At 69.6% G+C, this 8,145-nt stretch carries 9 protein-coding genes; 3 read left to right on the forward strand and 6 right to left on the reverse strand.

The window, feature by feature from the left end:
• Positions 1-66: 66 nt before the first annotated feature.
• On the reverse strand, positions 67-1,026 hold the full coding sequence (era, locus tag AC31A1_RS41375; RefSeq protein WP_199811129.1) for a GTPase Era: 960 nt from the start codon (positions 1,024-1,026) through the stop codon (positions 67-69).
• A 165-nt stretch (positions 1,027-1,191) separates the two neighbouring features.
• Between era and AC31A1_RS41380 the strand changes: the two genes are divergently transcribed.
• The gene (locus tag AC31A1_RS41380; RefSeq protein WP_489658240.1) at positions 1,192-2,544 is read left to right on the forward strand and encodes an ammonium transporter; all 1,353 of its coding nucleotides are present in this window, start codon (positions 1,192-1,194) and stop codon (positions 2,542-2,544) included.
• Entirely contained in the window at positions 2,541-2,879 is a 339-nt protein-coding gene (locus AC31A1_RS41385; protein ID WP_200682139.1) for a P-II family nitrogen regulator, read from the forward strand. Before AC31A1_RS41380 ends, AC31A1_RS41385 begins: the two co-directional genes overlap by 4 nt.
• Here AC31A1_RS41385 and AC31A1_RS41390 read toward each other — a convergent pair.
• The 5 genes from AC31A1_RS41390 to AC31A1_RS41410 form a co-directional block, all read right to left on the reverse strand.
• Entirely contained in the window at positions 2,773-3,798 is a 1,026-nt protein-coding gene (locus tag AC31A1_RS41390) for a WxL protein peptidoglycan domain-containing protein (protein ID WP_489658241.1), read from the reverse strand. The two genes, AC31A1_RS41385 and AC31A1_RS41390, sit on opposite strands and share 107 nt — an antisense overlap.
• 78 nt (positions 3,799-3,876) lie before the next feature.
• A complete protein-coding gene (locus AC31A1_RS41395; RefSeq protein ID WP_489658242.1) occupies positions 3,877-5,193 on the reverse strand; it encodes a beta-xylosidase in 1,317 nt (438 codons plus the stop codon).
• Between the two features lie 208 nt (positions 5,194-5,401).
• Positions 5,402-5,887 (reverse strand): hypothetical protein, encoded by a 486-nt coding sequence (locus tag AC31A1_RS41400; RefSeq protein WP_489658243.1) that lies wholly within the window; start codon positions 5,885-5,887, stop codon positions 5,402-5,404.
• Between the two features lie 305 nt (positions 5,888-6,192).
• Positions 6,193-6,546: a cytidine deaminase gene (locus AC31A1_RS41405; protein ID WP_489658244.1), complete on the reverse strand. Its 354-nt coding sequence runs from the start codon at positions 6,544-6,546 to the stop codon at positions 6,193-6,195.
• Positions 6,547-6,574: 28 nt separating this feature from the next.
• A complete protein-coding gene (locus AC31A1_RS41410; RefSeq protein ID WP_489658246.1) occupies positions 6,575-7,390 on the reverse strand; it encodes a helix-turn-helix transcriptional regulator in 816 nt (271 codons plus the stop codon).
• Positions 7,391-7,534: 144 nt separating this feature from the next.
• On the opposite strand from AC31A1_RS41410, the gene AC31A1_RS41415 reads away from it, so the two are divergent.
• Positions 7,535-8,145: MFS transporter (locus AC31A1_RS41415; RefSeq protein WP_489658245.1), on the forward strand; the 611-nt coding region annotated here is incomplete at its 3' end.

Here is an 8,145-nt window from a genome sequence, read left to right on the forward strand (position 1 = left end):
CCCTTGAAGATGGGACGGGTAGGGGCGGCGGGGGCGAGAAAAGCCTCGGAGCCCCCAACTCCCCCTCTAGAACCCCAACTTCCGCAACTGCCGAGGATCCCGCTGCCAGTCCTTCGCGACCTTCACATGCAGGTCGAGAAACACCGGCGTCCCCAGCAACGCCTCGATCTGCTTACGCGACTTGATACCGACCTGCTTCAGCCGCGCGCCCTTCGGCCCGATGATGATGCCCTTCTGACTGGGCCGCTCGATGTACACGAACGCATGGATGTCGAGGAGCGGCTTGTCCGCAGGCCGGTCCTCGCGGGGCAGCATCTCCTCCACCACAACGGCGATGGAGTGCGGCAGCTCATCCCGAACCCCCTCCAGCGCGGCCTCCCGGATCAACTCCGCGATCATGACCTGCTCGGGCTCGTCGGTGAGGTCGCCCTCGGGGTACAGCGCGGGCCCCTCCGGCAGCAGGGGAATGAGCAGATCGGCCAGCAGATCCACCTGCTGGTCCGCGACCGCGGACACCGGCACGATCTCCGCCCACTCGAAGCCGAGCTCCTTGCCGAGCTGATCGATGGCGATGAGCTGCTCGGCAAGGGTCTTCGAGTCGACCAGGTCGGTCTTCGTGACGATCGCGATCTTCGGCGTCTTCTTGATGGACGCCAGTTCCTTCGCGATGAAACGGTCACCCGGGCCGAGCTTCTCGTTCGCGGGCAGGCAGAAACCGATGACGTCGACCTCGGCCCAGGTCGTCCGCACGATGTCGTTCAGCCGCTGCCCGAGCAGCGTGCGCGGCTTGTGCAGTCCAGGCGTGTCCACCAGGATCAGCTGCGCGTCCGGCCGGTGGACGATGCCGCGCACCGTGTGCCGCGTAGTCTGCGGCTGGTTGGCGGTGATCGCCACCTTCTGGCCGACCAGAGCATTCGTAAGGGTGGACTTGCCCGCGTTGGGGCGGCCCACGAAGCAGGCGAAGCCAGCGCGGTGAGGGGCCTCGGACGGCTTGGATGACGGGGTACGAACGCTCATGGCGCCCATTGTCCCTGATCCACAAGCTCCCGCCGCACAACAGTCCACCCGAGCCCGGCACGGTGAGCTTCCGGAAACCCCGCCGCAATGAAACGTCACGGAAACACCCCCGTGCGCAACCGGAAACCCGCACCGGTGACCCTCTGACGAGCCCCCACATCGTTGGAGACAACCGTGCCCCTCTCCGCCACCGAAGCCGTCACCGAAGCCACCGCCCTTGCCGCCGGGCGCATCGACACCGGCGACACCGCCTGGCTGCTCGCCGCCACCGCCCTCGTCCTGCTGATGACCCCGGGCCTGGCTCTCTTCTACGGCGGCATGGTCCGCACGAAGAGCGTCCTCAACATGCTCATGATGAGTTTCGTGTCGATCGCCCTGGTCACGGTGGTGTGGCTGGCGGCCGGTTATTCGCTCGCGTTCGGCGACGACGTCGGCGGCGGACTCATCGGCGGCCTGAAGCAAGCGGGCATGTCCGGCCTCGGCCCGGACGCCGTCCACGGCACCGTCCCCACCCTCCTCTTCGCCACCTTCCAGCTCACCTTCGCGATCATCACGGCCGCGCTGATCAGCGGCGCGGTCGCGGACCGCGTGCGGTTCGGCGCGTGGCTGGTCTTCGTCCCCGTCTGGGCGCTGCTCGTATACGTTCCCGTCGCGCACTGGGTATGGGGCCCGGGCGGCTGGATCGCGGCGCACCTCGGCGCCCTCGACTTCGCGGGCGGACTCCCGGTCGAGATCACGTCCGGCGCCTCGGGCCTGGCCCTGTGCCTGGTGGTCGGCCCCCGCCTCGGCTTCAAGAAGGACGCCATGCGCCCGCACAACCTCCCCATGGTGATGCTGGGCGCGGGCCTGCTCTGGTTCGGCTGGTTCGGCTTCAACGCCGGTTCCGCGCTCGGCGCCAACGGCCTCGCCGCCGCAGCCTTCCTCAACACCCTCACCGCCGGCTGCACCGGCCTCCTCGGCTGGCTCTTCGTGGAGCAGAAGCGCGACGGCCACCCCACCACCCTGGGCGCGGCCTCGGGCGCGGTCGCCGGCCTGGTCGCGATCACCCCGTCCTGCGGCTCCGTCTCCCTGCTCGGCGCGCTGGTCATCGGCCTCGCCGCCGGTGCCGTCTGCTCGTACGCGGTCGGCTGGAAGTTCAGGCTGAACTACGACGACTCCCTCGACGTCGTCGGCGTCCACCTGGTCGGCGGCGTCATCGGCACCCTCCTGATCGGCGTCTTCGCCACGACCGAGCTGACCGGGAAGACGGACGGCCTCCTCTACGGCGGCGGGCTCGCCCAGCTCGGCAAGCAGCTGGTGGCCGTGGCCGCCGTAGGGGCGTACGCGTTCCTCGTGACGTACGGCATCGGGAAGCTGCTCGACAAGGCGATGGGGCTGCGGGCGAGCGAAGAGGAGGAGCGGACCGGGCTTGACCTTACGGTGCACGCCGAGAGCGCATACGATCACGGCGTCCTGGGCCATGGAGCCCCGGTCGGCACATCCCTCACCTCCGCCTCCTCCGCTCAGAAGGTCAACTCCCAGGCATGAAGCTCATCACCGCGATCGTCAAGCCGTACCGCCTCGACGAGGTCAAGACGGCGCTCCAGGAGCTCGGCGTGCACGGCCTGACCGTCACCGAGGCCAGCGGCTACGGCCGGCAGCGCGGCCACACCGAGGTGTACCGCGGCGCCGAGTACCGCGTCGACCTCGTCCCCAAGGTGCGGATCGAGGTCGTCGTCGACGACGCGGACTCGGACGCCGTGATCGACGCGATCGTCAAGGCCGCGCAGACGGGGAAGATCGGGGACGGGAAGGTGTGGTCGATCCCGGTCGAGACGGTCGTACGGGTTCGGACGGGCGAACGCGGCCCCGACGCGCTCTGACCGCCAGCACTCCCCCGACGAACCCGACCGCGAGCAGCAGCGCCGCCGCGAGCCACGGCAGCGCGAAGAACGACGCGCTCGCCGACTGCTTCGTGCCCGGCGCGCTCGCGGTCAACGTGATGTCCCCCCAGTCGAGTTGGGGCGACCCCTTCCACGGCTCGCTCAGCTTCACGCTCTGCCCGGGCAGCAACTCGGCCGGAATCCTGGTCAGTCCGCGCGACAGCAACGTACGCCCGAACAACCCCTGCGCCTTCAACGTCACCTTCGGATCGAGGGTGACGTTCCCGGTGTTGTGCAGCGTGTAGGAGATCGTCGCGTCACTGTCCCCCAACCCCGGTACCAGCGGCTGGTGATGGGACACATGCACGTGTTCCACGGCGAGTGCGGGCAGCGTCGGTCCGCTGACCCGGAGATAGACGCGGGCGCCGACGGCCCGCTGTACGCCGAGCGCGAGCGATCCGTCCCCCTTGTCGACGCGTTCGTCGAGGGCGACCAACGCGCCCGGGTGGTCGCCCGGTTCGGCCCCTTCGGGCACGTGCAGCGTGAACGGCACGGTAACTGTCTTGTGGGCGGGCACAGTTACCCGGGACTTGGCGGGCTTCGCCCAGGCGCCCACGCCCCGCATCGTCTCCGTCACGGTCCGCACGGCGAACCCGCCGTCACGCGCGGTGTTGTAGGCATCGGCCGCGTACAGCCGGAAAGTCAGCGGCTTCGCCGTCTTGTTGGCGACGACCACCTTGTCCTGGATGGTCTGGCCGGGGTCGGCGGAGAGATAGAAGTACGGCCGCGCGGCGACCTGCGAGGCGGCCGGGTAGACGGACCAACTGCCGTTGTCCGCCGCGTAGCTGGAGGGTGCGGCGAGCACCCCGGAACAGAGGCCGAGGCAGAGGCTCAGGAGGAGGACGTACAGCTTGCGCATGGGTGCGGACCCCCACGGACGAGGTGTGTGGCGGTCGGGCGGGTGCGGGCGCCCGGCCACCGGAGGTGAGTCGGACGGTCAGGTGAGCGTCAGCGTGAGCACGCCGGAGTACGAGCCCGGAGGCGTGAACGCCGGTACGTTCAGGGAGAGTCCGGCGTCGACGGTGAACTGACCGCCGGTGACGGTGCCGTCGGGCGTGGACGCGAGCGTCGCTCCCGAACTGCCCACCGTGCCCGCCGAACCGCCGACACACGTGCTCGGGCTGCCCGCCTTGGTGGCGCAGGCGGGAGTCCAACTCAGCGCCCCGGCACCGATCTTGGCGCCGGGACCGGTGAAGTCGGTGACCTTGCCGGTCAGGGACCAGCCCGCGGGTCCGCCGCGGAAGTCCTGGACCGTCACCGTGTTCAGGGCGCCCGTGGAGGCACCGCCCTTGCCGAAGTCGACCGCCGAGAGGCCCACGGCGTCCCCGGCCTGGGCCATCGACAGCGTGCCCGCCTTGACGGTGGTCGTCAGCTTCTGACTCCCCGGCGGAACGGGCGTGGTGTCGTTGACGACGTAGGCGGCGGGCCCGGCACCGAGGTCAGCACTCCACGCACTGCCCTCGTAGGCCACGACCCCGGTGGTCGTCTTGTCGTTGACGACGAGAGAACCACTGATGGCACCACTCGCGCTGGCCGTGACGGTCGCCGTATCCGCGGTCTGGGCGGTCCCGGACCGTCCGGCCAGGGTCACGGTGGCACCCGGGGTGAAGTTGCTGCCGGTCACGGTGACGCCGGCGCCGGCGTTCCCGGAGGCCGAACCCAGGCTGATCGCACGGGTGTTGACCGGGGTGGTGGCGGTCGCGGTGACGGTCTCGGAGACCGGCGCCGGCGGGTTCGTCACCGTGCAGGGGGTGTCCAGCTCCAGGATGTAGCTGGTGTGGATGTTGTAGTCGCCGGGCGAGAGGGTGATCGCGCCCGGGGTGGTGACCGTGAAGGTGCCGGTCATGGAGAACGACGGGAAGGCGCCGTTGCCGGGCACCGGGTCGTTCTTCTTGGGCCCGGCCAGTGTGACGCTGCCGGTCTGGGCACCGCCGAGGGTGACCTTCCCGGTGGGCGTCATGATGTCGGCCGGCAGGGCGATCGCGGTCGGGTTGCTGGCGGCCGGCTTGACCACCGTGTACGTCACGGTGACGGTGTCGCCGACCTTCGGCGCGGTGTTGTCCACCGTGATCGCGGCGGTCGTGGTGCCGTCGATCGGCGGGATGCCCGCGACCGCCGGCGGGATGCAGTGCGTGGCGAAGTCCACGTTCGTGGACGCGCCGGCCGGACAGGCCAGCGCACCGCCCGTAGCGACCGCGAGCGCGGTCACCCCGAGCAACGACGCCCAACGGCGTCTTCGGAATGTCGTAGCCATGGCTGTGCCCCCTCCTGAGGACGATGGGCGCAGCGGCTCGTCCGCGCCCACAGGGGGCATTGATGTGGGGATCGCGTGAGAAGTCAATGGACACGGTGAAATAAACTGATGGGCCGTCAGTTCTCGCCAACGGCGGGAACCGACGGCCCAGTTGAGCCCGTGGGGGGAATTCTCAGACGTCTGCTCAGCCGACTTCCCGGCCGACTTCTCAGTCGAACACGAACGGACCCGGGGACTGCGGTCCGGTGGCCGTGCACGTGACGGCGACCCCGAAGATCGTCATCTGCAGCGACCCGCCGTACGCCTCCAGGCTGTCACCGGAGGCCACGGTCCCGTCGAGCGGACCGACGGTGACGGCGTCGCCGGTCGCCATGGCCGGGTTCTTCGTGCCGCTGAAGACGGTGGTGCCACCGCTCGCGTTCTCGAACGTGAAGGTGGAAGAGATGGAGTCCTGCGACAGGGCGAGTGGCGCCGTGATGGAGGAGGTGATGGTGACCGTGGCCGCGGTGCCGTCCTGCGTGGCGGTGAGCGTGGCCGCACCACCGCCGAAGATGCCGCAGTCCGCGGTGATCGTCGCCGTCTGGGGAGTGACGGCGAGCGCGCTGGGCGCGAACGCCAGCGAGGCGGCCGCGAGGACCCCCGTCACCAGTGCCGCACCGGTACCGATCCGCTTGCTTCTCAGCTTGCCTTTCATGGGTCTGGTTCCCTTCCCGTGTCTGGGAATGCCATGTGGGGATGGACGGGAGAAACACCTCAGAGCCCCCTCCCGGACGCGGTGCGGTGCGCCACGAGAGCGAGAATCTGACGGTCCGTCGGAAACTACGGTTCCATTGATGCGCGGGGGACGGGGGGAGAGCAAGGGCGAAATCCGGACGGGTTACTTCCGGACAGGGCGGGCACTTTTCAGCGCAGGTCGGCAAATTTCAGCCCGTCCGGCGTTTGAGGACGAGGCCCCTTCAGGGCCGATGGGGGTCTGGGGGCGCAGCCCCCAGCACCACCTCAGCCAGCAGCAACCGTCAGACGGACAACCCCGTCCGGCGAAGCCACGTGCACCGGGGTCTCCGCCCCACCCAGATCCCGTACAGCCGCCAGATCCTCCGCAGCCACAGACTCCGCCTCAGTAACGACCGCCGCCGCCTCCAACGACTTCGCCCCGGAAGCCACAGCCATGGCCACAGCCGTCTGCAACGCGCTCAGCCTCAGCGACGAAAGGGCAACCGTCCCGGCGACATACGTACGCCCCGTCTCATCCCGTACGGCCGCGCCCTCTGGCACACCATTACGGGCCCGAGCCGAACGGGCCAGGGTGACGATCTTGCGGTCCTCGGGATCAAGCGCGCTGCTCTCGGTCATGACCAGAGCATACGAAGAAGTACCAGCGCTATCCGGCCACGGGGTACATCGCACCCCGCCGCCCCTCCGGAGAGGCCAGCCACTCCAGCTTCCCCACGGTGTTCGCCTCGTCCAACGGCGTGTGCAGCACGATCGTGAGATCGGGCCGCGCCGGCACCTTCAACGCCGTCGACTCGACACACAGCAGACCGACCAGCGGATGGTCCAGCTCCTTGCGGATCACCCCGGCGTCCTGGATGTCCCGCCGCGCCCACAACTCCCCGAACTCCGGGCTCACGGAGGTCAGTTCGGCCAGCACGGCCTGCAACCCCTCGTCGTCGGGCCGGTCCGCGCACGCCGCCCGGAACTGCGCGACGACCGTACGCGCGTTCCGCTCCCAGCTCTGCGAACGGGCCCGGTAGAGCGGGTCGGTGAAGAAGTCGACGAGGCAGTTCTGCGTGTTCTCGGGCCGCATGCCGAGCACCCAGCCCGCCGCGTCGTTGTAGATCACGCAGTTGTAGTAGCGGTCCATGATGTGCGCCGGAAACGGCATCCACGCGTCGATGAGCCGCCGCATGCCCTCACATCCGTGATCGGCAGCAGGTTCGGCCGCGGGCGGATTCAACCCGGCCAGGACATACAGATGCCGCCGCTCGGCATTGCTCAGCCGCAGCACCCGGGCGACGGAGTCGAGGACCTGCGGCGACACCGAGATGTCCCGCCCCTGCTCCAGCCACTGGTACCAGGAAGCGCCCACGCCCGCGAGCACGGCGACCTCTTCCCGCCGCAGCCCCGGCGTACGGCGCCGCGCTCCACCGTCCGGGAGCCCCGCCTCGGCCGGGGAGACCCGGGCCCGGCGGCTCATCAGGAACTCGCGCAGTTCGCTCAGCCGACGGCTCTTCAGGGCATCCTCAGCCACGTACACATCCCCCTCGTGCTGCCTGGTGGTGCCACCACCAGGACAACTTCCGGCTCCCCACGACTATTCCGACGGCCGGAAGCTCTTCCCATGGCGACCGACACGACCACTCCCACCATCCACGAACCACTCGGCACTCCGAAACTCTCGACGCGCGACAAGCTCGTCCTCTTCGTCCTCTGCGCGGCCCAGTTCATGGTCGCCCTGGACTTCTCCGTCCTCAATGTGGCCCTGCCCACCCTCGGCGCCGACCTCGGCATGAGCCAGTCCGGACTCCAGTGGGCGGTCACCGCGTTCGCGCTGCCGTCCGGCGGCTTCCTGCTCCTGTTCGGCCGCATCGGCGACCTCTACGGCCGCCGCCGGCTGTTCCTCACCGGCCTGGCCCTGTTCGGCGCGGCCTCGCTGCTGGCGACCTTCGCCTGGGACCCGGCGTCCTTCCTGACGGGCCGGGCGCTGCAAGGCCTGGGCGCGGCGACGATCGTCCCCACCGGCATGAGCCTCCTCACCACCACGTTCCCCGAGGGCCCGGCCCGCGACCGCGCGCTCGGCATCTCCGGCACCCTGCTCTCGCTCGGCTACACGACCGGCATGGTGGCCGGCGGCGTGCTCACCGACACCCTCGGCTGGCGCTCGACGATGGCCCTGCTCACCGTGTTCGCGGTGATCGTCCTGTCCCTGGCCCCCGCCCTGCTCCCCGAGTC

The sequence above is a fragment of the Streptomyces sp. P5F9 genome, assembly GCF_057961495.1.